27 protein-coding genes and 2 pseudogenes are annotated in these 23,753 nt (G+C 39.2%); 7 read left to right on the forward strand and 22 right to left on the reverse strand.

The window, feature by feature from the left end; all coding sequences use genetic code 11:
- Positions 1-142: 142 nt before the first annotated feature.
- The gene (locus ENLAB_RS00825) at positions 143-1,468 is read right to left on the reverse strand and encodes a dihydrolipoyl dehydrogenase family protein (protein ID WP_244352210.1); all 1,326 of its coding nucleotides are present in this window, start codon (positions 1,466-1,468) and stop codon (positions 143-145) included.
- A 183-nt stretch (positions 1,469-1,651) separates the two neighbouring features.
- Here ENLAB_RS00825 and ENLAB_RS00830 point away from each other — a divergent pair, with 183 nt between their 5' ends.
- Positions 1,652-1,840, forward strand: a complete 189-nt coding sequence (locus ENLAB_RS00830; RefSeq protein WP_005226063.1) for a hypothetical protein — start codon at positions 1,652-1,654, stop codon at positions 1,838-1,840.
- Between the two features lie 62 nt (positions 1,841-1,902).
- On the opposite strand, the gene ENLAB_RS00835 is transcribed toward ENLAB_RS00830, so the two are convergent.
- From ENLAB_RS00835 to ENLAB_RS00845, 3 genes are all read right to left on the reverse strand, one after another.
- Positions 1,903-2,880 (reverse strand): Gfo/Idh/MocA family protein, encoded by a 978-nt coding sequence (locus tag ENLAB_RS00835; RefSeq protein WP_244352212.1) that lies wholly within the window; start codon positions 2,878-2,880, stop codon positions 1,903-1,905.
- 23 nt (positions 2,881-2,903) lie between these two features.
- Positions 2,904-3,344: a heme-binding protein gene (locus tag ENLAB_RS00840; RefSeq protein ID WP_369522131.1), complete on the reverse strand. Its 441-nt coding sequence runs from the start codon at positions 3,342-3,344 to the stop codon at positions 2,904-2,906.
- Between the two features lie 72 nt (positions 3,345-3,416).
- A complete protein-coding gene (locus ENLAB_RS00845) occupies positions 3,417-4,442 on the reverse strand; it encodes a Gfo/Idh/MocA family oxidoreductase (RefSeq protein WP_244352216.1) in 1,026 nt (341 codons plus the stop codon).
- 204 nt (positions 4,443-4,646) lie between these two features.
- Between ENLAB_RS00845 and ENLAB_RS00850 the strand changes: the two genes are divergently transcribed.
- The 4 genes from ENLAB_RS00850 to ENLAB_RS00865 all read left to right on the forward strand — a co-directional run bounded on the left by ENLAB_RS00850 (position 4,647) and on the right by ENLAB_RS00865 (position 7,541).
- Complete coding sequence (locus ENLAB_RS00850) at positions 4,647-5,540, forward strand: MurR/RpiR family transcriptional regulator (RefSeq protein WP_223079742.1); 894 nt, start codon at positions 4,647-4,649, stop codon at positions 5,538-5,540.
- Complete coding sequence (locus ENLAB_RS00855) at positions 5,537-6,502, forward strand: Gfo/Idh/MocA family protein (protein ID WP_244352218.1); 966 nt, start codon at positions 5,537-5,539, stop codon at positions 6,500-6,502. Before ENLAB_RS00850 ends, ENLAB_RS00855 begins: the two co-directional genes overlap by 4 nt.
- 160 nt (positions 6,503-6,662) lie before the next feature.
- Positions 6,663-6,887 carry a hypothetical protein gene (locus tag ENLAB_RS00860; protein ID WP_005235901.1) on the forward strand — a complete coding sequence of 75 codons (225 nt, stop codon included), beginning with the start codon at positions 6,663-6,665 and terminating at the stop codon, positions 6,885-6,887.
- Positions 6,888-7,064: 177 nt separating this feature from the next.
- Positions 7,065-7,541, forward strand: coding sequence for a GNAT family N-acetyltransferase (locus ENLAB_RS00865; RefSeq protein WP_244352220.1), 477 nt, complete (start codon positions 7,065-7,067; stop codon positions 7,539-7,541).
- Between the two features lie 71 nt (positions 7,542-7,612).
- Here ENLAB_RS00865 and ENLAB_RS00870 read toward each other — a convergent pair whose 3' ends face one another.
- Positions 7,613-8,656: an AI-2E family transporter gene (locus tag ENLAB_RS00870; protein ID WP_244352222.1), complete on the reverse strand. Its 1,044-nt coding sequence runs from the start codon at positions 8,654-8,656 to the stop codon at positions 7,613-7,615.
- Between the two features lie 173 nt (positions 8,657-8,829).
- Positions 8,830-9,168: pseudogene (locus tag ENLAB_RS00875) on the reverse strand (triphosphoribosyl-dephospho-CoA synthase).
- On the opposite strand from ENLAB_RS00875, the pseudogene ENLAB_RS16915 reads away from it, so the two are divergent.
- Positions 9,158-9,337, forward strand: a pseudogene (locus tag ENLAB_RS16915) (LysR family transcriptional regulator); the annotation flags it as partial. The pseudogenes ENLAB_RS00875 and ENLAB_RS16915 overlap by 11 nt on opposite strands.
- 63 nt (positions 9,338-9,400) lie before the next feature.
- Here ENLAB_RS16915 and ENLAB_RS00880 read toward each other — a convergent pair.
- From ENLAB_RS00880 to ENLAB_RS00905, 6 genes are all read right to left on the reverse strand, one after another.
- Positions 9,401-10,150, reverse strand: a complete 750-nt coding sequence (locus ENLAB_RS00880; protein WP_216681746.1) for an SDR family oxidoreductase — start codon at positions 10,148-10,150, stop codon at positions 9,401-9,403.
- Positions 10,151-10,164: 14 nt separating this feature from the next.
- On the reverse strand, positions 10,165-10,584 hold the full coding sequence (locus tag ENLAB_RS00885) for a cupin domain-containing protein (RefSeq protein WP_096742727.1): 420 nt from the start codon (positions 10,582-10,584) through the stop codon (positions 10,165-10,167).
- Positions 10,585-10,929 carry a carboxymuconolactone decarboxylase family protein gene (locus ENLAB_RS00890; protein WP_142425460.1) on the reverse strand — a complete coding sequence of 115 codons (345 nt, stop codon included), beginning with the start codon at positions 10,927-10,929 and terminating at the stop codon, positions 10,585-10,587.
- A complete protein-coding gene (locus tag ENLAB_RS00895; protein ID WP_077453315.1) occupies positions 10,898-11,464 on the reverse strand; it encodes a flavodoxin in 567 nt (188 codons plus the stop codon). Before ENLAB_RS00895 ends, ENLAB_RS00890 begins: the two co-directional genes overlap by 32 nt.
- Positions 11,465-11,628: 164 nt before the next feature.
- Positions 11,629-12,510 carry a LysR family transcriptional regulator gene (locus ENLAB_RS00900; RefSeq protein ID WP_244352224.1) on the reverse strand — a complete coding sequence of 294 codons (882 nt, stop codon included), beginning with the start codon at positions 12,508-12,510 and terminating at the stop codon, positions 11,629-11,631.
- A gap of 417 nt (positions 12,511-12,927) precedes the next feature.
- On the reverse strand, positions 12,928-13,632 hold the full coding sequence (locus ENLAB_RS00905; protein ID WP_244352226.1) for a flavodoxin: 705 nt from the start codon (positions 13,630-13,632) through the stop codon (positions 12,928-12,930).
- Between the two features lie 346 nt (positions 13,633-13,978).
- Here ENLAB_RS00905 and ENLAB_RS00910 point away from each other — a divergent pair, with 346 nt between their 5' ends.
- Positions 13,979-14,491: a GNAT family N-acetyltransferase gene (locus tag ENLAB_RS00910; RefSeq protein ID WP_216681750.1), complete on the forward strand. Its 513-nt coding sequence runs from the start codon at positions 13,979-13,981 to the stop codon at positions 14,489-14,491.
- Positions 14,492-14,584: 93 nt separating this feature from the next.
- Here the strand turns inward: ENLAB_RS00910 and ENLAB_RS00915 are convergent, their stop codons facing one another.
- The 10 genes from ENLAB_RS00915 to ENLAB_RS00955 form a co-directional block, all read right to left on the reverse strand.
- Positions 14,585-14,836 carry a hypothetical protein gene (locus ENLAB_RS00915; protein WP_096742733.1) on the reverse strand — a complete coding sequence of 84 codons (252 nt, stop codon included), beginning with the start codon at positions 14,834-14,836 and terminating at the stop codon, positions 14,585-14,587.
- 273 nt (positions 14,837-15,109) lie between these two features.
- Complete coding sequence (locus ENLAB_RS00920; protein ID WP_244352227.1) at positions 15,110-16,060, reverse strand: zinc-binding dehydrogenase; 951 nt, start codon at positions 16,058-16,060, stop codon at positions 15,110-15,112.
- 381 nt (positions 16,061-16,441) lie between these two features.
- Complete coding sequence (locus tag ENLAB_RS16860) at positions 16,442-16,681, reverse strand: M23 family metallopeptidase (RefSeq protein ID WP_369522132.1); 240 nt, start codon at positions 16,679-16,681, stop codon at positions 16,442-16,444.
- A 9-nt stretch (positions 16,682-16,690) separates the two neighbouring features.
- Positions 16,691-17,140: a hypothetical protein gene (locus tag ENLAB_RS00925; RefSeq protein ID WP_244352228.1), complete on the reverse strand. Its 450-nt coding sequence runs from the start codon at positions 17,138-17,140 to the stop codon at positions 16,691-16,693.
- A 240-nt stretch (positions 17,141-17,380) separates the two neighbouring features.
- Entirely contained in the window at positions 17,381-17,803 is a 423-nt protein-coding gene (locus ENLAB_RS00930; RefSeq protein ID WP_185932359.1) for a GFA family protein, read from the reverse strand.
- Between the two features lie 38 nt (positions 17,804-17,841).
- On the reverse strand, positions 17,842-18,597 hold the full coding sequence (locus ENLAB_RS00935; RefSeq protein ID WP_195265100.1) for a MerR family transcriptional regulator: 756 nt from the start codon (positions 18,595-18,597) through the stop codon (positions 17,842-17,844).
- Positions 18,584-20,599, reverse strand: coding sequence for a HelD family protein (locus ENLAB_RS00940; RefSeq protein WP_244352229.1), 2,016 nt, complete (start codon positions 20,597-20,599; stop codon positions 18,584-18,586). Before ENLAB_RS00940 ends, ENLAB_RS00935 begins: the two co-directional genes overlap by 14 nt.
- A gap of 132 nt (positions 20,600-20,731) precedes the next feature.
- Entirely contained in the window at positions 20,732-21,379 is a 648-nt protein-coding gene (locus ENLAB_RS00945) for a GNAT family N-acetyltransferase (protein ID WP_077453299.1), read from the reverse strand.
- 779 nt (positions 21,380-22,158) lie between these two features.
- Complete coding sequence (locus tag ENLAB_RS00950) at positions 22,159-22,875, reverse strand: ABC transporter permease (protein ID WP_140965653.1); 717 nt, start codon at positions 22,873-22,875, stop codon at positions 22,159-22,161.
- Position 22,876: 1 nt separating this feature from the next.
- Positions 22,877-23,605: an ABC transporter ATP-binding protein gene (locus tag ENLAB_RS00955; protein WP_140965654.1), complete on the reverse strand. Its 729-nt coding sequence runs from the start codon at positions 23,603-23,605 to the stop codon at positions 22,877-22,879.
- Between the last annotated feature and the right edge of the window lie 148 nt (positions 23,606-23,753).

Consider the following 23,753-nt stretch of genomic DNA (forward strand, 5'->3'; position numbering starts at 1 on the left):
TTTTACTAGGAAACAAACCCGTTTCTTAAATAATCCCCAGACCAACTTTAAGGTTCATTTAAGGTTGGCAGACTATAGTCAATTCGGACATAATAATTTAGAGCCTGTGCTAGCGGAAACTAGTGCAGGCTTGTTTGATTATTTATAGAAAATAGGACAAATCGCTAGCAGGTGTTGGGTAGGCAAAAATCATTTGGGCCAGCGCTTCTTTCGATAGCTGATTCTCCAACACAAAAACGAAGTGGTTGATCAACTCATCGGCCAATGCAGAAACAATCGTGACAGCAACGATGGTATCAGATGTATCATAAACCAATTTGATTTTTGCATTTTGATCATTGATTCGTCGATAGGTATACCAAGAAGAAAGATCTATCACCTCGCTATGATACTCTGAGGCATGATCGGCAATCTCTTGCTCACTGATCCCGATTCTTGCTAGTTTTTCCTCACCAAAAACCAGCGTAGGGATCAGCGGATAGCGGATGGGTGTTTTCTGGTCATCTATATGATCGACAAGATAGGCGGCTTCAAAGCTGGCAACAGGCGTCAGTTTGGGCTGCTTTTTCGCTAGCACATCCCCGATTGCATAGATGTGTCTTTGACTAGTCTGCAAAAACTCATTTACTACGATCCCTTGTTTTGACGTTTCTACTCCTGCCTTTTCCAGTTGCAGCTGATCGCTATTGGGTCTGCGTCCCGTGGCACCAATCACTGCTTCTACGGGTAGAGACAATGCTTGTGTCTGGATCGTATAGTGGTTTTGTTCTTTCGTGATTCGCTGCGTGTTCTGATTAAAGTGGAACGAAACGCCTTGGTCCTGCATTGAACGAACCATTTCTGCGGTCAATTCAGCATCAAATCCTTTTAGCGGCTGGTCATTATGATGGATCACATGAACTTCAGCACCTGCTGCTTGAGCGATCATTGCCAATTCGAAGGTAATATACCCAGCACCTATGAAAGCAATCGTTGCTGGCATCTTTTCAAAGGAAAGAAAATCAGTACTGCTTTGTAAATGCTCCTTGCCGACGATGGGCAGTACGGCTGGACGCTGTCCTGTCGCAATAATTATTTTTTCTGCTTGAATCTCTTCTGCGTCCACGACGACCGTATGGGCATCACGAAAAGCGGCTTGTCCGTAGTAAGTAGTGATCCCTTCTGCTAGTAACCCTTGTTTGGTTGACTCTGGCACCCGATCGGTATACGAGCGCTTAAACGCCATCAGTGCCGGCCAATCAATGGCTACCTGCCCTTGAACACCATTGCCTTGCATACGTTTCGCCTCTGTTTTGACTTCTACGCCTCGCATCAGTAGTTTTTTTGGATCGCACCCGCGATTGGGGCAAGTGCCACCCCATAAATCGGCTTCAACGATCGCGACTGTCTTACCTTTGGCTTTTAACCCATAGGCAGCAGCCGTTCCAGCTGGACCCGCTCCGATAATCAGTACATCCACCTTTTTCATCTGTCTCCTCCTTCTCCTAAAAAAATATTCCTGCGCTTTCTCTTCCCTTCAAGTATAGCGAATCACGGCCAGTCGACAAAACAATTCGCCTTTAGCGGCTCCTGCGAAAGATCACATTCAGCCCTTGAAGTTGCATTTGATGTGGTATACTTTTCTTGTCAGTTTAACGACAAAGGAGAATGAATGACTGTGAGTTTTAAACGTTTTTTTCAGCTCTTTCTTTTTTATTTTCTCTCGATTCTGGTGGCATATGGCCTGATTGCATTTCTAGCAGTAGATAACTTTTGGCTGGTGGTCTGTTTGATGACGATTGTCGGCTACCTCACCTTGGGTATCCCACTAACCTTATTGAGTTTAAAGAAGAAAAAATAAGACAACAGACAAAGACACCAGCAACTTTTCTAAGAAGCTGGTGTCTTTCCTCATTGATGCGATTATCCTAATACGATCTGGGCATCTGCCAATGCTTTTTCCACGACTTCCATCACCAGCTTGCTATGGGCAAGACGTTCCTTGACAAAGGCCTGATCATTTTCGTGAATGGCTTGTGCAAAACGGACAAATTCTTCAAACATACGATGTCCGTGAACGCTGCGATCCTGATGGCTTTTTGCCCCATGGACCGGTTCAACGTCATAGCTGGCAAGCATATTCGTCGGCCCATTGACGATGATCGATCCTTTCGTCCCTTGGATCGTTGAACGAATCGTCGCTGTCGAATCTTTGGCGCCGATACAAACGACTTTTGTTTGTTTATAGTCTAAAAACAGCATGCCAGAAGTATCGATCCCCTGTTCGACATTAGCAAAATAGCGGACACTTTTTGGTTTTCCTAAAAGCCCGACGACAAAATGAATATTATAGATATTGATATCCATCAATGCCCCACCACCCATTTTCGGGTTAAATGCAGGTAAAACGGTTCCCTCTTTGAATAAATCATAACGAGAAGAATACTGCGAATAGTTGCATTCAATCACTTTCAGCTCTCCCAATGTTTCAAGCTGCGCTTTTATTCCTTGATAGTTGGCTAAGTACTGATTTGTGATGGCTTCGATCAAAAGCACCTTGTGGGCAGCAGCCAATTCTGCTAATTCTACTAATTCTCGTGTCTGCAACGTAAATGGCTTTTCACAAATGACGTGTTTGCCAGCGAGGATTGCTTCTTTGGCAAAGGAATAATGCAATTGATTGGGCAGTGCGACATACACGGTGTCAACGGATGGATCCGCCAAACATGCCCCTAACTCTGTGTAGACGGTTTGAATCTTGTATTGCTGTTTTAAGTGATTCATTTTCTCTAAATCATTTTCTGTCCCAAAAATAGCGGACAGTTCAAGCTGCGGGACATCCCCTGCCACCGTCAAAAAATCATGGACGATCATGCCTGCCCCTAAAATCGCTAAGTTCATCTTGCTTCCCCTTTTCTATCTTCTTAAATCATTTGTTTCAATACTTCGGTGATCACTTTATGATCCTCTAAATGGGCCAAACCTGACACACAGATAGCACCAGTGACTTTCCTGTCTTCGATAATTGGAAAACCACCACCACAAATTGCATAATGTTCGTTTTGTGCCCATTTAGCAAATTGTATATCTCTATCTTTTTGCGCATAGACGTATAGTGAACTATGCCCGCTTTCTAGTACCGTTCGTTCTTTTCTTTCAAGCCAAGGGCTCTCTTTTCGCCCTGCCATTAAAAATCGAATGATCGGCAAGCCCTGATGAACAACTTTGATCCCTACCGGCTTCGGGTAATTCCTTTTAACGTACTGATCGATGGCAATAACCAACCGCAATGCGAGGTCATTGTCAAAATGAGCAAACTGCAGTTGCTGTTCTTCTTGCAGGATTTCTGAAGGTTCGATTCGTATCTCCTCCTTTACGTTGAGTCAGTTGATGCCTTCAGGCGCTTTGTTTGTCAAAAGCCCCGTAATCACTCTGCCTTATGACTCAGTGATCACTTGATTGATGCCTGTTTCTAGCATTTTGATTTGCAAAATTGTTTCTTCGTCTTTTACGATTTTCTCTTTGCCATTGATGATCGTTTCATAGACGCCCTCATACACACGGCTATAATCACCAATTTCAGAGATGACTTTTTCTTCATGGTAGTCACCGTTAGCATCCATATAAGTTAGTGTGCCATAGTGCTCTGGCAAATCGATCCCAAAATCTGCATGATCTGGGAGATAAAACTGTTTTAGATGCTCTTCTTGTCGATCCTTCGTTTGTTTTACAAAAACGCCGTTTTCGCCATAAACGACAAAACTAGGCCGCTCTTTTAATCGGAAGTAACTAGATTTGACTGAGACTTTCATTCGACCATAAAACAGATCCAAATCGAAGTAATCGTTCATGCGATTTTTCCCAAGCAATTGCCGAACCTCATAATGGACATCGTCAGGTTGCCCAAAATAGGAGATCACTTGATCCAGTGTATGACAAGCGTGTCCGTATAAGTAGCTAGTATTCAGTGAAAATTCGGTCACTGACCGTGGAACCTCTGGACGAAAATAATCATAATGCATCTCTACTTCTAAGAGATCTCCGAGCACGCCGCTTTCGATCACTTTTTGCGTGGTCAAAAAATCAGAATCAAAGCGGCGATTTTGATAGCATTGCACAAACAAGCCTTTCTCCTGCGCCAGTGCGAACAATTCCTTTGCTTGTGCCGAGGTTTCCGTAAAAGGTTTTTCGATTAAGACATTTTTCCCATGAAGCAAGATATCCTTGCCTAATTCATAATGCAAATGACTGGGGGTCGTGACCACAACTAATTGAATTTCAGGATCACGGTAAATATCCTCTAAGTCAGAGGTGTAATGAACGCCTTCCAGTGTTGGCCAGGTCAGCTTGCCGCTTGGTGAATAGATCGTCTTCACTTTGATCTTATCCTGCAGCTTGGTTGAAAAAGGCAGATGGTAGCGATTGGTGCTTTTCCCATTTCCGAGATATGCGATAGTTAACATTGTGACGCCTCCTATAAATTGATAGCTTGATTATTGATGAAATTCTTCAAAATGGGAAGTCTTTTGCCAAAAACAGGTGCTTTTGACCAGACTTTTTCGCAAACTGCTGAGTGCTTCTGAACATTTTTACCAAATTACCAAAAAGGCACAGTTTTTGCTTTTGGTTTTCTTTGTCCTAGGCTATGATTAGAAAGAGGTGGTTTGATGTTATTAGGAGATAAATTACGGCTTCAAGAAGGATTGACCAATACGGAGAAACGGATTGCCGATTATATTTTGCAAAATATCAATGATGTGCCTTCGTTGACGATTGAAGTCATCGCCAAGCATACGTATACATCCCACTCTTCCGTCATTCGTCTAGCCAAAAAGATGGGTTATGAAGGATTTAAAAGTTTTCGCTTAGGTCTGGCTGAAATTGCCCATAATCAGATGTTCAACCCAACCTTTGTTGACGCGAATTTCCCCTTTTCGCCCAAGGATCAAACACCTGACATTTTGAAAAAAATGGCCGATCTAGCGATCAACTCGATCCACAAAACCCATGCTCAGGTCGCTCCGGAAACGATGGAAGCAGTGGTACAATCGTTGGAAGCTGCGCAGCGGATTTTCTTATTTGCTCGTGGTGATTCTCAGATCCGGGCAAGAAGTTTTCAAAATAAGTTGGTCAAGATCAATAAGTATCTGATCGTTGCTGATGAGTATGGAGATGATGCGTGGAATGCGTCGAACGTCACGAAAAAAGATTGTGCCGTGTTTATTACCTATCGTGGGAAAAATACGCAATACGAAAAAATCATGCAGCACTTTCGTGATGTCGGGGTACCAGTGATCGTGATCTCTGGCAACGCCCATGCAAAAATCATCCCATTAGCGACCCATGCGATCATCGCTTCTCATGATGAACGTGATTTCCTCAAAGTCGGTACCTTTTCTTCGCAGGTCGCCTTTGAGTATATTTTAGATTCACTGTTCGCATTGCTGTATGCCAAAGAATACCAAAAAAATATTGCTGAACTAAGAAAAAAACAAACTGTTTTGGAATCAGGGATTCTCTCAGAATACCCGTCAACTGAAGAAAAGAGGGAAATGAAATGATCAATTGGGGAATTATTGGTGCCGGAAATATCGCCAATCGCTTTGCTGCAAGCTTAGAAAATTTTCAAGATGCCCAACTTTATGGGGTTGCTTGTCGTACGATGGAAAAAGCGCAAGCGTTTCAAGCAAAATTTCCGTGTGATGCTGTCTTTGATGACTACCAAAACCTATTAGATGATCCAGCTATCGATGTCGTTTATATTGCTTTGCCGCATTTGTATCACTATGAATGGATCATCAAAGCCTTTCAAGCGAAAAAAGCTGTTTTATGTGAAAAACCAGCAACCTTGACTGCACAAGAAATGTGCAACGTACAAAAACAAGCCCAAGCACACGAAGTCTTCTTTATGGAAGCTATGAAACCGCGCTTCACTCCGGCGTATCGCAAACTAAAAGAACTTGTGGATGGTGGTCATATCGGTGAGCTAACAAGTGTCACGACTACTTTTCGCCGCCATTTACCAGTCGAAGGCAGTACTTATCATTATCTGCCAAAACAAGGAGGTGCTTTATTGGATATGGGAATCTATAACTTAGCCTTTATCCAAGATTTTTCACCAGAAAACTTAACTGCCGAATTGATCGATTACAGCCTGTATGAAACTGGGGTCGATACCTACGTTGAAGCACGCTTTGTCAGTGAAGACTTTGTTGCAGTGATTGAGACCGGATTTGACCAAACAAAAGAGACGGTGGCGGAATTACAAGGAACAAAAGGGAAAATCACGGTCCCAAACTTCCATCGCCCCGCTTCTTTTACCGTGACGATTGACCAAGAAGACACGATCTATGATATTGGGTACGAGATCGATGATTTCCATTCAGAGATTCAAGCAGTTCACACCGCACTTGCACAAGGACAACTCGAAAATCCCTTGATGTCCTTAACAGACAGTATTGCCTGTATCGCTTTAGCTGATGAACTAAGAAGCTTACTAGATGCAGAAAAAAAAGACAATTAAGATCATACCCCATCGTTTTTGAATAGAACTGACCAGTGGCTACCATTCGGTCAGTTTTTATGTGTCAAAAATTGAGCGCTTTCTTTGACGGTTTCGAAATGGTTATATTATATTTATTGAGTATATTTTTATACAAATAGAAAAAGAAAGGAAAACGCCCATGACACCAGAAATTATTACGTATCTTATTTGTTTATTGACCTTCGCTTATCTAGCTGTGACGATTTTTACTTTTGTAAAAAATCGCCGGACAGGTGACGGTTATCGCCTCCGAATTTTTTACGTGTTGGCAGCAGCCCTCGTCTTTTTGCTTTCCGTTTATGCAATCGCTACCGGTCAAACCTATGACGACTTGGTTACATCGATAAATGATCTTTTTCAATAAAACACCGTTGGCACGAAGCCCTGCGGATCTCTTCGCTTTTGAACCTCTGGTTGAGGGAAGGATCAAAACGGAAACGAGCCAATGAACGACTGCTATTCGATGGCTTTTTCATCAGGACCTTCTATACCGAATCAATGTCTTTCAACAAATGATGTCTGACTTTTTATGGAGGTGTGCATGCTCATTCAGCTTAAAGAAGCGAAGCTTTCCGATGTACTTTCTATCTACTTGATACAAAAAGTTGCCTTCAAGCCACTCTTTCTCCGTTATCAAGACGGAGAAACTTCTCCCTATTTACAAAGTTTCGAGAAGCTAAGCGCAAAGTTTTCTGCGTCGAATACAACTTATTATTTAATCATGACCGCTCAGAAAATCGTGGGTTTCCTAAAACTGACGGTTGAGCAGGAACATACGACGAAGCTATCTTCCATCGCCCTTCTTCCCTCCTACGAGAACCGTGGGATCGGTAGACAAGCAATGACCTTGATTGAAAGGAACGTACAAACAGATACGTTACGTTTGAATACGATCCTGCAAGAACCCAAGCTGGTTCACTTTTATCACTCGTTAGGGTATTCAGCAACAAGCGTATTTCAAAGCCCCTCTTCAGCAATCTGCTTTGTCTCCTTTACGAAAAAAATTGCTGCAAAATAAAAAAGCCATCTCGCCTTTCATCGGCAGAGATGGTTTTTTCTATCAATTGGCATCCTTTACAGCAATCATTTTTATTGGTCCTGCAAGGTGTCATCGTTTTTTTTACGCAATCGCGGAATCTCTTTCACATTCATTAAATCTAAAAAGAAAGTGAACAATGGGATCCCGATGATCAAGCCCCACAAACCAAAGAGGTGTTCGCTAAGATACAGGAGAATAAACGTGTAAAACATCGGGATCTCTGTTTTATTGGCCATCAAGCGGGGATTTAAGATATAGGATTCCAACGCATGAACAAACACAATGATCAGTAAAATGTAGATCACATCATTAAATCCGCCGATAGAATAGGCAATAAACGTTAATGGAATACACGAGATGATCACACCAGCAACAGGAATCAAGCTGAGAAAGAAAATCATCAACGCCAAACTCAATAGTTGCGGAAAGCCCATCACCGCTAAGGCGAAGACAGTGATTGCTGTATTAACTAAGGCGATCACCAACTGCGTCTCAATCACATTTCCGAAAGCCCGCGTAAACTTAGCTCCTAAATAGTAAACATCTTCAAAGAACCACGCCCCTCGCCCTTGCAAAAACAGCTGAGAAAACGCAACGGTCTTTTTGTTATCGATCATAAAGAAGAAACTAAGCAGAAATGAGATCAGCACCGTTAATGCCAGTTCACCGAAATTATACAGATAATTGATCACAACTAAAACGCCACTTTGTAATTTCTGAATATATTCACTGGTTTGCAATAAATTTAAGACATATTCGATCAATTCATTATTGGAGTCTGTCCGTTGGTAGAAATCAGCAACGGAATTGACTAATTGGACGGATTGTTTGATGATGATGGGAACATAATTTGTTGCTACTAAATAAAGAATGAACACAATCAAGCTGTAAGTCAGGATGCTCGTAAGCTTGATGGGCAGTCGGCTTTTTCGATGGAGCAAAAGAACCAGCCGATAAATCAAATACGTAAAGATAAAGGTCAGCAAAAGAATGGTCATCATACTGCGAAACAAAAAAAGAATGCCCGCAAGCATAAACAAGACCGTCCAGCGCCGCAACACAAGATTTTGAAGAAAAGCATTATAATATTTCATCTGTAACTCCTTTTTTTCGTTGCAATGAAGCAACGAAGCATTTCAGTAGTGCCTAAGAATTATCTAATCATTAAACTATGCAAATAGCAAGAGATTTTATTTTTCTTAAACGAGTAAAAAAATGAAACAAAAAATCCTTAGAAGAATCGTTGCCTTTCTTCTAAGGAAAAGATTTATTGATAAACGGTCTCCCCTTCTTTTATGGGTAAAATCGAGTTGATGGACAACAAAAAGAAGCTGGCAGCCAACAGATCCGCACTGCCTCCGGGAGATACATTTTCTGACTGGCAGAAGGCTGCTAGTGCCTGAAATGCTGGATTCGGCAACGCTTGTTAATTGGCGTTTTGTGCGAGTTGCTGAACCAGTGTCAGTACCTCTTGATTGCTGCGGTATAAAATGCACGTATCGTCCAGCGTAGCGATGATCGCCAACAGCATGTGGAGCCTTTTTTCAGTCTCATTGGTACAATCCCGAGAAAAATAATCCGCTAGAGCTAAAGAACTAGCAATCACGTTCTTTCCTAAAATTACTTGGGGTTATGAAGATGAGGCACCTTTTGTTCTGCATTCACTAACGGACATTCCCTTATCGCGGACGATTTATTTAGCTTCAAGCTTTACTAAAGGTCATTCCATGACGAAACTAATTGCAAAAACGTTGATTGAATTTTATCTTGGCTAAATAAAAATAAGCTCCCACTCGCGTATTGGTTATGCAAGTGGAAGCTTATTTTCTCCTACGTATTTACCAAGGTTGGGAGGTTGGCCCGACGGTAAATTCATTCACATTGACATCTTCTGGCTGGTTGATCGCAAAAGCCACGATATTGGCTACTCGATCGGGTGATATCCCATGTTCTTTGTATAATGCGTTCATACCTTTGGCTGCTGCTTCATCTGTGATCGTGTCTAATAATTCAGTATTGATCGCTGCTGGATAGATGGTGGCAGTTCGAATGTTTGTTCCTTCTTGTGCCGACTCCATCCGCAGAACTTCCATTAGATTACGCACAGCCCATTTTGTAGCCCCATAAACTGCTGCGTTCGGATATGCTTTTAATCCGGCTACGGAAGAGGTTGCGATCACCTGTCCAGATTTTTGGGAAATAAAATCTGGCAGAACAGCAGCTAGACCATGCAATACCCCTTTGATATTGATATCGATCATTTGATCCCACTCCTCTGTTTTTAAAGCAGACAAAGGAGAACTAGGCATAATGCCCGCATTTAAGAAAATCACATCGATTTTCCCATAGATCTCTTTTGCATAGTCGATCAGCGCTTGATTATCCGCTGGTTTGGTCACATCGGTTTCCTTATAGACAGCCTCTCCATTTTTCTCACGTATTGTTGTAACAATCTCCGCTAGTTTCTCTTTCCGCCGAGCAGCTAAAACCAATTTGGCACCTTTTTCTGCTAAAAGTAACGCTGTTGCTTCACCAATTCCGCTTGATGCACCCGTAATGATCACGACTTTTCCTTTGATTCGATTCATCCCTTTTTCCTCCTTTATGCGTCAGGCAACTGATCATATTCTTCATCACTGACTGCTTCTAACCATTCTGAAGCACCAGCAGTAATCGCTACATGGGCAAACCAACTATTTTTCGCTGCACCATGCCAATGTTTGACCCCTTCCTTGATGACTACGACATCACCAACAGTAAGTTTTTGCGGTTTCTTCCCTGCTTCTTGGTACCAGCCTTCTCCTGAAGTCACCAACAACAATTGATACCCACCATCGATATGCCGATGCCAGTTGTTGCGGCAACCTGGTTCAAAGGTCACATTGCCAACGTTGACTGGAATCGCTGGATCAGCTACTAAAGGATTCAAGTAACTCTGACCGCTAAAATATTGTGCATAGGCGTCATTTGTGTTGCCCAGTGAAAAGATTCCTGCTTCTTTTACTGCATCGAGTTCTGACATTTATTTTTCCTCCAATTCAGCTAGCTCTTCTTGATAAACCGTTTTGGCGATGTTAAAAGCAGACCAAGCTTTAGGCCAGCCAACATAGAAAGCCAGATGAGTGATTACTTCTGCAATTTCCTCTACAGTGATCCCGTTCTCCTTGCCAATCGTTAAATGGGCAGTCAACTGTTCAAAATTGCCACCGGAAATCAAGGCAGATATCGTCAATAAACTTCTCGTATGAGGAGCCAATTCTGCCTCACGTGACCAAACTTCACCAAATAATACATCATCATTCAGTTGCGCAAATTTCGGCGCAAATTTGCCTAAGTTATCTCTTCCTGCTGTTTGTTTCTTTACCATATCGATCGACTCCTTCATCTATTTTAATAAAATGCTGATTTAACCAATTTCGAATAGCTATATCCGCTTTAGCTACTCTTGAACCACGAACAGCTAATCCAGGATAAACAGTTGCTTCAGGACAAGTCTTTTTAAAGTCTTCTAGGCTGTTGCCAAATCCTGAGCCTTCATGAGTACAAAACGGAAAAATACTCTTCCCTTCCAATCGATGATCTTTTAAAAAACTCGCTAGGATCATCGGGTATGTGCCCCACCAATTTGGAAAACCGATAAACAAAACCCGTTCTTTAAAAAACGCTGCCGATACCTCTTGATAGAGGGGGAAATCATTAGCCGCTTTTTCTTTTTTTGCTAGCTCGACCATTGCTTGGTAGCTTTGAGGGTAAGGATAAGCCGGTTCAAGAGAATAAAGCGGACATTGTAATTTATCTGCTATTTTCTCTGCTAGAACCCGGGTATTTCCCACTATCAGCTTTTTTCGCTGCCCTTCAATAAGATTCTCTCCTGCTCGTGAATACACAAGTATTGCCGGCATTTTGTCACCTCCTTGGTTTCACTTCTTGGTATATTTAATAGTAAGGCAAAGCGGAGCCTTTGAATAATGCTTTCTATAAAAAGTCCCTATGCTTATGAAGCATAGGGAGAGGTGGAAGAAAAAAGAAGCGGATTACTCCACTTCTTTTGGCTTTTAGGATGCAATTATTCAAAAGCTTCACGAAAGCGGGCAATGAACGCCGTCACAACAGGCGACATCACACGATTTCTTTTCCACACCAGGACACAGCTGGTTTCGATTTGAGGGACTAAAGGCAAAAATTTGATCGTTTCATCCCTCCGTTCTCCGACTGCTCCGCTGATGGTCAACGCCGATCCAACATGGTTTTCTACTAAGGAAAAGACATTGAAAATCAAGTTATATGTTCCAACGATCGGTAATTCTTCTATTGGTATTGTTGACCATTGGCTGAACATTTGCTGCACTTCCGGACGCCTTGACACTAGCAATGGCACCCCTTTGATATCTTCTGGTGTAATCTCTTCTTTATGGGCGAGAAAAGAATCAGCCGATGTTAGTATGCCCCAAGTTTCTTTTCTTGGTAGAACGATTTTTTCGTATTTCTCGATTTCGATGGGTTCGATCAAAATCGCCAAATCCAATAAGCCTTTCTCCAAACGCTCGTTGATATCATCTCCTGTGCCACTGTGGATATGAAAGCGGACATCTGGAAAGTCACTGATAAATTCTTCCAACATCAAGGAAAGCGTGTCGGAATTATCTGCTTCGACACAGCCAATTGTGAAATGACCACTAAACAACTGTTTCTTACGATCTTCAAACTCTTGCATGGTTTGATCCGTTAGACTCAATATCTCCTCGGCACGGCTTTTTAAAAAACGACCGGCTTCCGTTAAGAGCATTGTACGATTATCACGAATGAAAAGAGCCGTTCCTAATTCATCTTCTAATTCTTTTAATTGGCGGCTCAATGTCGGTTGGGTGATGTGGAGCACTTCTGCGGCTTGTGAGATCGTTCCCTCCTCTGCAATCGTGAAGAAATATTTTAATAAACGAAATTCCACTAAATCGCCTCCTCTTTTTTGCAACATTTTAACTCTTAGCAATGAAAAGAATCATCCTTCTTTTTGGTCTATTCATTTCTAATAATAACAAAGAATCGCTATTCCAGCGAATCATACTAATAAAAAAGAATAAAACTGCAGAAATTTAAGAGGATCGTTTTATGGAATGACATGAAAAATTGTTCGCACAAACGAACAGGTTTATCAGCTATATACTTTTGCGACATTTGGTATAGTTTATATGAGTATCTTGGTATGATTATTCTTACAATGACTTGAAGGAATACTATTTTCTCGTTCTCATAGGATTCATGAGTCAAACACACTTGTTTACCATAATAACATTATGTTTCTTTTGGTTTTAAAACATAATGGACTATTAGCCGGTCAAGAAATATCTATTAAACCGTAATGTTCCTAGTACCCAAGTTCATCGAGCCAATTCAACAGATTGGGTTCAGCGTCTTCAACACTTCCCGCTCTTGCTGCAAAGCCTTCAAGAAAGTCATACGCTGGATACAACGTTTGAAGTTCATTTTGACTATTGGTCAGTCCACTTCCCCCATGAGTTGCAAAAGGAATAATTTGTTTATCCGTAAGATCATAGGCTTCAAGAAATGTTAACACGGCTCTTGGGGCACGGTTCCACCAAACGGGAAAGCCGATAAAGAGAACATCCACTTCAGTCATTTGGGCAACGTCAGTCATCAATGTTGGTCGGGCATCTTCTTCCACCTCTCTAGTGGCAAAAGCTGTATGTTCATCGTAAACGTTAGGGTAACCTACTTCTGTTTGAATCGAAAATAACTCACCTCCTGTTTGTTCAGCGATCATCTCTGCTATGACTTGGACATCTCCTACTAAAGTGTTATCGATCACATTAAAACTACTTCCAGAAACTGCTTCGACTGCTGGTTCATGCTCTAAATTTTCTGGTCTTGTGAAGTAGGCGATCAAAATATCGGCCTCCCCATCAATCCCTGCTTCTCTCATTTGTTGCGTAACGGTGTCACTAGTACTTGTTTCCGTTGTACCAATGTCTGGCTCGTCATTCATTGAATCACTGCTGCATCCTGCTAGAAAAATCATTGTCAGAAAAAGTCCTTTTGTCCATTTGTTCATTGAATTGCTCCTTTCATCTTCCATAAGTAATGGTAGTTTCAGTATATTTCTTGAAGTGGACTTTAAGGCAAGGCATTCAGATATATCTTGTCTTAATTTTTACACTTTTCTCACAACTCCCTCACAAAAAGTCATTCCTGCAAAAGCACTTAAAAAGCCGTAAACAGTATTTTGTCTAACAACTTTTCCATTTATCTTTCGGATTTTCTCAAATATGCGACGAAAAAGTCAACGCATTTATGGTAAAAAACGTTAGAAAAGCAAAACTAAAATAGAAGCACGTAAGACGGATTTTAAAGGGATCATTATATGATAAACTAATCCTAAATAGGATAGGAGTGATGGAATGAACGTTTTCTTCAGACCACCAAAAGAAGAGGATATTGATCAAATCATGCAGATTGAAAATGCAGGATTTACAGCGGATGAAGCAGCATCCAGACCAGCGATGATGGATCGAATACATACAATAAGTGACAGTTTTATTGTGGCAGTAAATGAAAAGGATTGTCCGATCGGCTACGTTGTAGGACCCATTATTTCTAAACGTTATCTCTCTGACGATCTTTTTGAAAGTACTCGTCCTAATCAGCCTTTTGGTGGCTACCAAAGTATTCTTAGCTTAGCTGTCGCTCCTGGTTATAGAAACTGCCAGATTGGTAGTAAACTACTGTCAGTTCTTGAACAACAATGTCGTCTTCAAAATAGAAAAGGAATCACCTTAACTTGTTTAGAATCATTGATTCCATATTACAAAAAGCATGGCTATCAACTAGAAGGACTGTCAGAATCACAACATGCAGGTGTTGCTTGGTATAATATGGTACTAGAGTTGGACGATACGCCTAATGAATTCTAATAAAATTTGTATACTAGATAAAACACCCTTAAAAGCACTAACACAAATAAGCCCACACTCATAAGAGCACGGGCTTATTAATATCATCTTTCATTACATATACTTCTCAACTTCATCAATTTCTTTTTGTAGTGCTTGTTCATCGTACTTTTCATACTTACCGGCTTCGTGTGCGATCTTTTTGATTTCATGAATCGCTTTTTTCTCAACGATCCATTTCTTCATACTATGTTTTTTTGCGTCTGCATCTAGTGTGTCTAATTCAGCTAAATTCTCATCTAACTTATCAAGAACCTCTGCAATCTTTACCAATGCTTTTGCTTCCTTTTCTTCATAGTTTGTCATAGATATCACTCCTTAAGTATTTGATATATTTATCTTACTGCTGTAATTAAATGTTTTCAAATTAAATGTACTGTTTATCACAAAGTTTTATCTTATTCTCACTGACGAAATAGAAAACATTAGATTCTTGCAATATTCTATTCATTTTGCATTTATTTTTATCCTTAAAGATTTATCATAAGAGAAGTATCGATTATATAAAAAGATGATTTAGTGAATTAGCAAACATTCGGTGTATCTTTTATGATAAAGTCATTTAGCTTTTTTACTTTCTTATGGTTGCAGCAAAATTTTCCCGACACTTTTTCCAGATTCTAAATAATCATGGGCAGCTTTTCCGTCAGCTAATGAAAAAATGGTTGGTTGACTGATTTTAATTTGATTCTTGCTAAAGTAAGTAAATAGTCGGGTGCTTCTTCTCTCCCGCTCTTGAAAACTTGTTAAGTAATCCCAGAGATCCCCGGTCAAAATACTTTTTGATTTTGATAACAAGGGAATAAAGTCGATCGCTGGCGGATTTCCGCCTGCCATGCCAAAAAAGATAACCTTCCCTCTATTTTTGAGCAAGTCGACACTTTCGGCTAATGTATGTCCAATGCCATCATAAACGGTATCAAAGAAAAAAGTATAGGTTTCTTGCCATTCTGTGTTTCTTAAAAAGACTTGTTTTGCTCCTTGGTCTAAAGCCAGTTGTCGCTTTTCTTCCGAAGAAGTGACGCCGAAGACTTCTAGGCCATCTGCGGTTAAGAGTTGCGATAAAATTTGTCCGACGCCACCACTTATCCCATGGACGAAGACCTTACTATTATTCACATTATTGCCAAGATCATGAGCTAAAAAATCAGCTGTCAACCCTTGCAGGCCAATACTGGCTGCTAATTCAGGTGGTATACTAGATGGAATACGGATGGCATTTTTCTCAGGAACAGCCACCAATTCTGCATTAGCAAAAGGAACATCCACAAAAAGAATCGTTTCCCCTAGCTGAAACTTAGAGACTGATCTTCCTTTTTGAATAATCTTCCCTACACCTTCATAGCCATTAATTAGAGGGTTTCGGGATTCAATATGATAGCTGCCCTTTCTTCGATAAATATCTGCATAATTCAAACCAATATACATCATTTCTATCAATAGCTCATTTTCTTGAATGACGGGATCAGGCAAATCCCCATATGTTAAAACAGTTGAATCACCGAATTCATTAAAATACAACGCCTTCATGCGCAAATCCTCTCCTATCTTCAGTCTATCGAAATCGTCCTGTTCTGTCTAAAATCAGAAATCTATCAATCGCCAAGCTTTCATAGAACGGAACGGTATAACAATCAACCGTTTGAAGTTTCATTAGCTATCTTTTGTTCGAACCCCCCTATTTTGAAGGTACTCTCCTTCTACGCCACTAGATGCCATGCGTCAAAAGAGAAAGTTTTTTTGGTTCGTCATTATCCATCTTAAAACGGTTATGAATGGATCCTGCATATTAATTGATTTATTAAATAGTCAATCTAAGAGATGTCTAGCTATATTACTATACTCTTAAACGAAGTAAAGACTAGAGTAGTAATCATTGATTATTAAAAAAACGTTTATGTTATGAGGAAATCATTTTTTATAAAAGCGAATTCGATCTGTATGTGCTGGTATCTGATTATAAACTGATTCCCAAACACCCTTTCGATAGACTTCATATTCTTCAAATAAAAAAGGCAAACCATTCGACTGAGCAATATCCGCGCTATCCATCAATTGAAAATGTAAATGGGGGGACGTAGAGTTACCTGAATGTCCAACATTTCCTAGTTTCTCTCCTTTTTTGATTCGATCACCAACTACTCCTTTTATCGAATTCGTTTATAAATGTGCAAATGCCATATAGATATTATTTTGGCATTTTAAAACCAGATAATTCCCGGCAATTTGACTGAAGTCGTCATTATACTCGTTAAATGAGTTAGCATTTTTTATAGCAATTGCCGAATCCACTATCCAATGCACAACAGCACGTTCTGGAATACCATCTCTAATCGTTACGATCTCACCATCACAAGGCGCAAAAATCGGTTTCCCCCAACCATAGCATTTATCTAACGGTACTCCAAAGAAAAAATACCTAGTAAAACTAGTATTGTAAAACGGCTTTCTTGCATTTTCCCAATCAACTTGCACAAAATCAAACGCAAATTTTAATCCCATACGATTTGTACTGTGACTAGGGATTTTCTTTACTGGTGTAGTAGGTGCTTGCCATTCCCCTCTAAGTGGAAATTCTATAATAATCGATCGGTGCTGGTCTTTTATCACCACTGATTCCTCCTTTCAAAAAAGCCTCTTCAGTCTCTTTTTGAAAAATTATTTTTTTGAAGTCCACTTTTCTTTTGGTCAAATTTTCCCAACTTCGTAGAAAGAGTGTCTTGTTTCTTTTTTATTTCAGGAAAGAGTGAGCGATTGGAAACCTAAATGGGTTCTATTTCTTGCTAATTCAAATAAATATCTTTATTTTTTTGCCGGTGTTTTTCATTAATTTATCAACATACTGATCATTCAATCAAAAAATTTTTCTTGTATCTCCAGCATAATTTCATCTTCTGTTTTTTTATCGGTATCGTTGGCGAAATCATAATAATGAGGCTTCTGATCGTAGTATATTTCTAATTTTAAGCAGGATTCACTTTCATCAGTAAACAAATCAATGGGAATGTCATAAGAATCTGTAGGAATAAGATAGTAAAATAGATTGGATCCACAATTTCTGCAGAATCCTCTCTCTGCCCAATCAGAGGATTTGTATCTTGTAACTGATTCCTCAGAAGTGATGGTGATGTCTTCACCGCTTCCTGCTGAAACAGAAAGAAACGGCCCGGACCCCCATTTTCGACACATGGAACAATGACAAGCACTAATCTCCGAATGAAAATCTTTGACAATGATAGAAACTTTTCCGCATAAGCAAGTGGCTTTTTTCAATGAAATTCCTCCTTTTAAACAAATTTCCTTTGTCATTTTTAAACAAATCGTTTTGCAGCAACTTTTTTCAAATTATTGATACATTTGGCTAGTTCGGCTGTATTCATTTTAGCCTTCTCTAAAGAGAGGATCAGCATATCACAGACAGAAATGATATCCTCTGACGGTTCAGGATTATTCAAAATAGCTCTTACATCATGTTCTTCTTGATGATCGATCGAATGAAGTAAGCGCAAAATGGCTTCTAATGAATATTTTGCTGAGCGTAATATACGAATGATTTTTAATCGCTTTAGATCGTCTGCTGCATAAATGCGATACCCATTTTCACTTCGCTTTAGCGATAACAAGCCGTTCAGCTCCCAGTTTCTTAACGCATCAGTTGTTACGCCTAAGTATTTAGCTGCTTCACTCCGCTTTAAAGAAATGTCTTCCTCTTCAGTCGTTCCTTTGATCATATCTTCAACGATATGAATTGCTTCATTCGCCTCATCGATTTCTTGATCAATAGCCAATACATAATCATGGAGCAATGCTGTGGCTGAAGCAAATTCATATTTTGCCAAAGCTTTGATCAGCTCTCTCATCATTGCTCTTAAACCAGATTGGAGCACCTCGACCTGAAAAGCAACTTTTGCTGTTCTTATCAATTCAACATGATATTCATTGTAAATTCTATAGCCATTTTTCGCTCTTTGAGGCTTAGGAATCAGTTCCCATTCCTCATAGCGTCGAATCGTGTTAGGATGAAAACCCACTAGTTTTGCTACCTCAGATGTTTTATATGTTTCCATCCGTTTCTCCCCCATCGTTCAAAATAAAAAGTGTTAATTCATGAAGTGCTCTGGAACAGCTTGTATACAAAAGATTGCTTTTTGATGATAATTGTTCCTTCCTAATATCAGTCAGGATAACTTGGTCGAACTCCAAGCCTTTAGCATATTGTGGCGTCGTGACAATGATTCCTTCCGTCATGGCTGTAGACTGCTTCCCAAAACGAGTGACCTCATAAGAAGATAAGCTTTTTTCGATTTTAGCAACTTCATCCCAAGTTTGGCAAATGATGCCGCAGGTTTTATGAGCTGACGATTCAAATCTTTCTATTATTTTTGTCAGCTTTTCTTGTTTTTCCTGTTGGTGATCAATATAGTTCAACTCAACTTCTTTATTATGACGTTCAATCGGAGTAAGTGCATTATTTGCCGTAAATTGTTTAGCAAATTTAATTATTTCATAGCTGGACCGATAACTGGTATTGAATGTGACTACACGGTTGTTTGAAACAACGGTTTGTAGCCGCTCCAAAAAATTCATTTCCGATGTCAGTAAATCTTGATTGACATCTCCACAAATTGTTTTTTGGCAAGGAAACAAACGATCCAACACATAAAAGTGCAACAGCGAATAATCCTGCATTTCGTCAATAACAATATGTTTGATTTGTCGGTTGGGAAGGATTCCCTCAATGTTCATTTTGAAATAGAGATATGGAAATAGATCTGCATAATCAATCTTATTTTTGTTTTGATTAAAAGGAATCTTTTCTGACGTCAAGAAGTTCACGTACTCATTCAAGCTAGTTGTTATTTGCAACCTGCTTAGCAACTCTTTTTCTATTGCTTCGCTTATATGATTTTGGTCATTTTCAGGCACGATCTTACTTAATTGCCGTGCTAATTGCTTAGTTCTAACGAATAATGCACTTTCAGAAAGAGTAATATTTACTTTTTCCAATTCTTTTTTTGAAAATGTGTAGTGATGATCAACGATAATATCTTCGGAAAATAATCTATTATTGAGCTGTTGGATATGGTTTTTCAAAGACAAAAAGAATTTCTCAGATCTTTTATATAAAAAGGTTTTTGCCTCTTTTGACATTGGCTTTTCTATCATTTGATCTATTTCATCCTGTTTATCAGTTACTTTTAACTTTTCTTCGACCATTGGTTGGACAAGCTGGGTGATTTCAAGCTGATTTAGCTCGTCTTCTCCTAATTCAGGCAAAACAGTTGAAATGTAACTGGAGAAAACATCATTAGGTGATAGAATCAAAACATCTGAAGCCTGTAGTTCTTCTCTTTTTTGATAGAGTAAATAAGCGATTCGATGGAGCGCAATAGACGTTTTTCCGGAACCAGCAACACCTTGGATAATCAAGTTCTTGGCTTTTACATCTCTGATTACTTCGTTTTGTTCTTTTTGAATCGTGTGGATAATGGTCTTCATTTCACTTGAAGTGTTTTTACTCAGCTCATTCATCAAGAATTCATCGTTTACTGTGTCATCTGTGTCGACAACAACTCTAAGCGCTCCATTTTCAATTTCAAACTGTCGCTTTCCTTTTAAGTATCCATGAAATCTCTTCCCTAATGACTCATAGTAGGCAGAACCTAAACTAAAATCATAGTATAATGAGGAAATCGGTGCCCGCCAGTCATAGATCAGCTGCTGTCCAAATTCATCCGCAAACCCGTACCTACCAATGTAAAAATTTTCTACATCTTCGTCATCCTCAAACTGAAACTTAATTTTTGAAAAGTAAGGTGCTCCTTTTAAATACGCTAACTTTTTACTGATATTCGTTTCAAAGTTGTTACGCTTATCAATAAAACTTAAGTTTTGCTGGTGATTGTAAACTTCATATTTGTCTAATTCATTTTTATAGTCAACTGTATATTTTTTGATATCTTTATAAGCTTGTTCATTAGCATTGACAGTTCCATCAATTTGTTTTATTTTTTTCTCAATTTTTGTTATAACTTCTTTTAAATGCTCATTTTCTTTCGTATTTAACATGATAAATTCCCCTTTCTCAATGATCTTATCAAGAAAGGGTACATTGGTGGTTTAGTGTAGGGTTTGGAAATTTTAAAATAGATTGCTTGTTCTTTTTCTAATTTTCTTTTAAAGTGATTCTCTCATTTTCAATCAGTAATCATACGTATCAATTTCACTAACAGCTTTTTCAAAGTCTGATTGATGTGGTAGAACTTTTTTTTCTTTTGGTGGGAATGTTTTGTCAAAATCATTTAAGATGGATTCATATGGATACATTGCTTCTGAAAAATGAACACTGCCGCTTATGCCATCTAATGCACCTTCAAATAGAGGCAATGCCATTACGCCAGTATAAAATTTACCATCAGGCATTGATATATTATATTTCTTTGTTCCTACAAATCCATATGGATGGTAATGATACGTAAAGCCGCCAAGAATAATGGCATTAAAGCCTAGTCTTTTCGCTTCAGCAAGTGAGTGCTCAATCAGCATGCGACCAAACCCTTGCCGTTGATACTCTGGCGAAATGCTTACTGGTCCGAAGGTTATAATTGGATGTACTCCGCCATGCTTATCGATCACTTTCGCTTTTGTATAAAAAATGCTGCCGATGATCTCATTGTCTAATGCAATAACGAAGGACAACTCGGGGATAAAGTCAGGATGTTTTCTAATGTTGTGAACAAGTAAATGTTCGACTGCTCCTGGGAAATATAAATTCCAAAATGCTTCTCGTGTGATTTCTTCCACTATTCTATGGTCTTTTTCTTTTTCATGCCTAATTGTAATAGTCATAATTTCCTCCAAAAGTATTTCTTTTCTTTTTTTACAAAAGATAACTGACTTAATTGTCTAATCCTCGAAATAGTAGGAGAAGGCCTAGACTATAGTCAAAGATCTTTATTTCGTTTCTATACTATCATCGTTGAACTAAAATACCACAAGATAGCTCGTTTAAATACTATCCATATGAAATACATCATCTAGTTCTATTTAGGACGAACAAAACTGGTATGTCCATCTTGAACTCCTTTTTTATCGTCGTTTTTATTCTAACTGAAAGAATATCTCTAGCTCATTCTCATGGAAAAAGACATTCCCAATGTTGAGATGTGTAGAGAATGGTGAAACTTTCAGTACTCTTAAACGTGGCATTTACTTAAATAGTGTTATCCAGCTATTACCTCTTATTTAGGCAATGGGTCTTTATGACTAGCAATTCCAAATCAATTATTTTTGATTTGGAATTGCTAATAAGAAGTAAAACTAAATGATTACTATTGAGTAATTATAGGTGCACATTTACTGTCTTTTTAAATTCAACCTTGTCTACAATCTTAGACGATAGTTTTCACCAATCGTCTAAGCTATAAAAATTTGATAATTCTGCAAATACTTTTTCTATTAGCATAAAAATAGACCGTACTTTATTCGTTTTTCAACTTATTGTTCAGATACTTATGATACTCATCGGACAGACTCCATTCAATTTTTAGTAGAACAAATCATGCCTTCGCACAAAGTTTATCCAAACTATTTTTCACATATAAACAACTGGCTATAACCGATTATCCTTATTCCCATCTAAAATAGCGCACCGCAATAAAAATACCAATAATGGAAATAGCTGTTAACAATAAAACCATATAAAGCAGTCCATTTTCTTCTGGAAACGTAACCGTCTTTAATAACTTGATGCCTTGCGTCAAAGGCATAATATCCGCTACTTTCTGCAATCCCTGCGGCATGATTTCATAAGGAACTGTCGCTCCTGATAAAAAAAACATTGGAAAGAAAATTGCTGAATTTATCGCCCCGGTTGCTTTCTCACTAGGCGATAAGCTGGCAACGATCAAACCTATAGCATGAATGGAAATCATCACTAACAGATACGCTGGTATAAAGTACAGCCAGTTGCCAACGTAAGAAAATTGAAAGAAAACAACTAGCACGCCTAATAGTAACAACATCGACACGATGCTGATCGTAAAGCAAAAAAGTAAATGAGCCAAAAGTAATTGAATCGGACTAATTGGTGTCACCTGATATCTTTTCAAGATTTTTCGCTCACGGTAGGAAGATAATGCAAGAGGAAGCCCCATCACACCTGCTGAACAAATCCCTACAGTCGAAACGGACACAAAAGCTGTATTCAGCGAGTCATTACTAGAATCCATAACCCCCATAAGACAAACAATCCCAAGGGGAACAAAAATGCCAAATATAATGGAGGACATTTCTCTTATCGACAGTTTTGCTTCTGATTTATAAAGTAACCAAAATGTCTTCATCTTAATATTCCTCCCCAATAAGTGTTAGAAAGGCTTCTTCAAGTGTGTCTTTTTTGCTTTTCAATACTATTTCTTCGACTGTACCGCTTGCCACTTCTTTGCCCTCTTTTAGGACTAAAATTCGATCACATAAAGTTTCTACTTCGTCCATATAGTGTGAAGTTAGGAAAATGGTCACACCTTTTTCTTTAAGCATCAGCAAGTATCGCCAAACTTCTCTCCTTGCTTTAGGATCCAGACCCGTTGTCAGTTCGTCTAAAAAGATGATCTCCGGATTCCCCATAATCGCTAATAGGATACATAGCTTCTGTTTTTCTCCGCCGGATAATGTAGCTAAAAACGAATTTTTTTTTGCTGAAAGACCAAATTCATCCAACGTCCTCATCCAATCAATCGGTTTTTCGTACAAGGAATGAGTAATTTCACAGATTTCTTTGACCTTCAACTGATTTTGAAAAGCTGCTTCTTGAAACTGAACCCCTACATATTGAAAGAGCTTTTTTCGCTCTTTTCTTGGATCTTTGCCTAACAAGGTGATATCTGCAGAATCATATTTTTGCGTACCTAAAAGGCAATCGATCGTCGTTGATTTGCCTGCTCCATTATGACCGAGCAAGCCAAATATCGTTCCTTTCTCTACAGCAAAACTCAAATTGTCTACTGCACGTTTTTCTCCATATGTTTTGACCAGATCTTTCACTTCTATTGCATTGGTGTTTTTATCGATCATTTTATCCCTCCAATCATTTTCTAGGTTCATTCTAGCCGAAAACGATTTGAAGGTGGTCTAGTGGAGGGTTCTCAATTAGGGGAAAATCCTATCTCGACTTCCAATAAATAATACATAATAGCAATGCATCACTTAAATACTCGATTAC

Source organism: Enterococcus innesii (genome assembly GCF_022846515.1).
Classification (GTDB): domain Bacteria; phylum Bacillota; class Bacilli; order Lactobacillales; family Enterococcaceae; genus Enterococcus_D; species Enterococcus_D innesii.

What these genes read in the sequence shown, in the direction of transcription:
- ENLAB_RS00870 (WP_244352222.1), bottom strand. Translation starts at nt 8,656, where the DNA reads ATGAAATATTATAATGCTTTTCTTCAAAATCTTGTGTTGCGGCGCTGG.
- ENLAB_RS00850 (WP_223079742.1), top strand. Translation starts at nt 4,647, where the DNA reads ATGTTATTAGGAGATAAATTACGGCTTCAAGAAGGATTGACCAATACG.
- ENLAB_RS00860 (WP_005235901.1), top strand. Translation starts at nt 6,663, where the DNA reads ATGACACCAGAAATTATTACGTATCTTATTTGTTTATTGACCTTCGCT.
- ENLAB_RS00945 (WP_077453299.1), bottom strand. Translation starts at nt 21,379, where the DNA reads ATGACTATTACAATTAGGCATGAAAAAGAAAAAGACCATAGAATAGTG.
- ENLAB_RS00895 (WP_077453315.1), bottom strand. Translation starts at nt 11,464, where the DNA reads ATGCCGGCAATACTTGTGTATTCACGAGCAGGAGAGAATCTTATTGAA.
- ENLAB_RS00940 (WP_244352229.1), bottom strand. Translation starts at nt 20,599, where the DNA reads ATGTTAAATACGAAAGAAAATGAGCATTTAAAAGAAGTTATAACAAAA.
- ENLAB_RS00865 (WP_244352220.1), top strand. Translation starts at nt 7,065, where the DNA reads ATGCTCATTCAGCTTAAAGAAGCGAAGCTTTCCGATGTACTTTCTATC.
- ENLAB_RS00915 (WP_096742733.1), bottom strand. Translation starts at nt 14,836, where the DNA reads ATGACAAACTATGAAGAAAAGGAAGCAAAAGCATTGGTAAAGATTGCA.
- ENLAB_RS00825 (WP_244352210.1), bottom strand. Translation starts at nt 1,468, where the DNA reads ATGAAAAAGGTGGATGTACTGATTATCGGAGCGGGTCCAGCTGGAACG.
- ENLAB_RS00845 (WP_244352216.1), bottom strand. Translation starts at nt 4,442, where the DNA reads ATGTTAACTATCGCATATCTCGGAAATGGGAAAAGCACCAATCGCTAC.
- ENLAB_RS00890 (WP_142425460.1), bottom strand. Translation starts at nt 10,929, where the DNA reads ATGGTAAAGAAACAAACAGCAGGAAGAGATAACTTAGGCAAATTTGCG.
- ENLAB_RS00920 (WP_244352227.1), bottom strand. Translation starts at nt 16,060, where the DNA reads ATGAAGGCGTTGTATTTTAATGAATTCGGTGATTCAACTGTTTTAACA.
- ENLAB_RS00955 (WP_140965654.1), bottom strand. Translation starts at nt 23,605, where the DNA reads ATGATCGATAAAAACACCAATGCAATAGAAGTGAAAGATCTGGTCAAA.
- ENLAB_RS00855 (WP_244352218.1), top strand. Translation starts at nt 5,537, where the DNA reads ATGATCAATTGGGGAATTATTGGTGCCGGAAATATCGCCAATCGCTTT.
- ENLAB_RS00880 (WP_216681746.1), bottom strand. Translation starts at nt 10,150, where the DNA reads ATGAATCGAATCAAAGGAAAAGTCGTGATCATTACGGGTGCATCAAGC.
- ENLAB_RS00950 (WP_140965653.1), bottom strand. Translation starts at nt 22,875, where the DNA reads ATGAAGACATTTTGGTTACTTTATAAATCAGAAGCAAAACTGTCGATA.
- ENLAB_RS00935 (WP_195265100.1), bottom strand. Translation starts at nt 18,597, where the DNA reads ATGGAAACATATAAAACATCTGAGGTAGCAAAACTAGTGGGTTTTCAT.
- ENLAB_RS00885 (WP_096742727.1), bottom strand. Translation starts at nt 10,584, where the DNA reads ATGTCAGAACTCGATGCAGTAAAAGAAGCAGGAATCTTTTCACTGGGC.
- ENLAB_RS00835 (WP_244352212.1), bottom strand. Translation starts at nt 2,880, where the DNA reads ATGAACTTAGCGATTTTAGGGGCAGGCATGATCGTCCATGATTTTTTG.
- ENLAB_RS00910 (WP_216681750.1), top strand. Translation starts at nt 13,979, where the DNA reads ATGAACGTTTTCTTCAGACCACCAAAAGAAGAGGATATTGATCAAATC.
- ENLAB_RS00830 (WP_005226063.1), top strand. Translation starts at nt 1,652, where the DNA reads ATGACTGTGAGTTTTAAACGTTTTTTTCAGCTCTTTCTTTTTTATTTT.
- ENLAB_RS00905 (WP_244352226.1), bottom strand. Translation starts at nt 13,632, where the DNA reads ATGAACAAATGGACAAAAGGACTTTTTCTGACAATGATTTTTCTAGCA.